We start from the raw sequence: 2,226 nt of genomic DNA on the forward strand, positions 1-2,226 counted from the left end.
CAAACCCCGGACGGATCACGAAACTGTCGCCCGCCCGCACCGCGAAGGCCGCGCCACCGTCTTCGGTGATGATCGAATGACCGCTCAGGATGCGGCAATATTCCCATTCGTCGTAGCGGATGATCCACTTGCCAGGGCTCGAGCGCCATGTGCCGCAGTAAAGCCCGTCGCGCTCTTCCACGTTCCATGTGGTGAAAACGGGGTTGCCCGCGATCAGACGGTCCGCTGCCGGTCCATCGGTTTCAGCCGCGCCCGATGTATCGACGCGCAGGAAACTGCCCGTCATCACACAGCCACCTTGCGGCTTTCATCGAGGTAGATTTCACGCAGGCGCATCGCAACCGCCCCCGGCACACCGGCGCCGATCTGCGCCCCGTCGATCTCGACCACAGGCATCACGAAGGTGCTGGCCGAGGTGATAAAGGCCTCGTCCGCCGCTTTCGCCTCATCGATCGAGAAACTGCGTTCCTCGACCTTCATCTGCGCCTCGCGGGCAAAGCGCAGCACGGCGGCGCGGGTGATCCCGTGCAGGATCTCATTGCCCAGATGACGCGTGATGATCGTGTCGCCCTTGACGATATAGGCGTTGTTGGAGGTGCCCTCGGTCACGAAGCCGTCCTCGACCATCCAGGCATCATCGACGCCGGCGGCCTTGGCCATCATCTTGCCCATCGAGGGGTAAAGTAGTTGCACCGTCTTGATGTCCCGCCGCGCCCAGCGCTGGTCTTCGATGGAAATGACCTTGATCCCCTTCCTGGCGGCAGGGCTGTCGGCCAGTCCGGGCTTATCTTGCGTGAAAAGCACCACGGTCGGAGCAGTGGTTTCGGGATCAGGAAAGGCGAAATCCCGGTCGCCCGGTGCGCCGCGCGTGATTTGCAGGTAGATCATGCCCTCGTTGATGCCGTTCCGGCGGACAAGCTCGCGGTGCACCTCCAGCAGATCGGGCAGGACCGCAGGGTGCGGCATGTCCAATTCGTTCAGCGAGCGTTCCAGACGTCTTGCATGGCCGTCGAAGTCGATCAGCTTGCCGTCCAGCACGCTGGTCACTTCATAGACGCCATCCGCCATCAGGAACCCACGATCGAAGATCGAGATCCTGGCTTCATTCTCGGGCAGGTATTCGCCGTTGACGTAGACTGTGCGCATGGTCATCCCCAGAGTTTGGAGGACGGCGGATGCACCCCGTCCTGATCGAATTGCAAAGGCTCGGCACGGTCTTCGGCCAATAGCAGCGGCCCGTCAAGGTCGGTGAAGGCCGCGCCCTGCGCAAGGATCGTCGCGGGGGCCATCGCCAGCGACGATCCGACCATGCAGCCGACCATGATGCCATAGCCCTCGGCCTGCGCCTGTTTCTTCAGTTCCAGCGCCTCGGTCAGGCCGCCCGTCTTGTCAAGCTTGATATTGACCATGTCATATTTGCCCCTCAGAGCAGGCAGGCTGGCGCGGTCATGGCAGCTTTCGTCAGCGCAGACAGGCAGGGGCCGCGCGATTTCCGCCAGCATGTCGTCATCGCCGGCAGGCAGCGGCTGTTCCACCATCCGCACGCCCAGCCTGATCAGATGCGGGGCAAGGTCGGCATAAACTTCGGCGGTCCAGCCTTCGTTGGCGTCGATGATGATCGGCACATCCGGCGCACCGCGCCGCACGGCCTCGAGCCGGGGCATGTCGTCGGGGGTGCCCAGCTTGATCTTCAGCAAGGGGCGATGCGCGTTGGCCGCCGCCTGCGCCTCCATCGCCTCGGGCGTATCGAGCGACAGCGTATAGGCGGTGATCTGCGGCCCGGGTGCGGGCAGGTCCAGCACCTCCCAGACCCGTTTGCCCGCCATCTTGGCGGCATGATCCCAAAGCGCACAATCCAGCGCGTTGCGCGCAGCCCCTGCAGGCAGTTCCCCGTCCAGATCGCACCAGCGGCCCGAGAAACCTGTGATCTGTGCGGTCACACTCTCCAGCGTTTCACCATACCGCGCGTAAGGCACACATTCGCCCCAACCATGAAAGCCCTTGTGCTCGGCCCTGACGGTCAGCACCTGCGCCTCGGTCCGGCTGCCACGGCTGATGGTAAAGACCTGCGCCAGTTTGAACACATCCCGCGTCACGCTGATCTTCATGGCCCGCCCTTCACTCTGCCAAAGATACCCAACTCCGACACTTACAGCGCAACGAGCGCATCGACCAGACGTCCCGCCCCCTGGCGGAAGGTATCGACGGTCGGCAGGCCCATCCGCT

Annotated in this window: 3 protein-coding genes; all 3 read right to left on the bottom strand. The window is 63.5% G+C overall.

What is annotated here, in order from left to right; translation table 11 throughout:
* On the bottom strand, positions 1-286 hold a 286-nt coding region (locus V7N12_RS13930), incomplete at its 3' end, for a cupin domain-containing protein (RefSeq protein WP_333715263.1).
* On the bottom strand, positions 286-1,152 hold the full coding sequence (locus tag V7N12_RS13935) for a D-amino-acid transaminase (protein ID WP_333715264.1): 867 nt from the start codon (positions 1,150-1,152) through the stop codon (positions 286-288). The genes V7N12_RS13935 and V7N12_RS13930, both read right to left, overlap by 1 nt.
* Positions 1,149-2,108 (bottom strand): N-acetyl-D-Glu racemase DgcA, encoded by a 960-nt coding sequence (dgcA, locus tag V7N12_RS13940; protein ID WP_333715266.1) that lies wholly within the window; start codon positions 2,106-2,108, stop codon positions 1,149-1,151. The genes V7N12_RS13935 and dgcA overlap by 4 nt, the downstream gene beginning before the upstream one ends.
* Between the last annotated feature and the right edge of the window lie 118 nt (positions 2,109-2,226).

Origin of the sequence: Yoonia sp. (genome assembly GCF_036770585.1) — a bacterium.
Taxonomy (GTDB): Bacteria; Pseudomonadota; Alphaproteobacteria; order Rhodobacterales; family Rhodobacteraceae; genus Yoonia.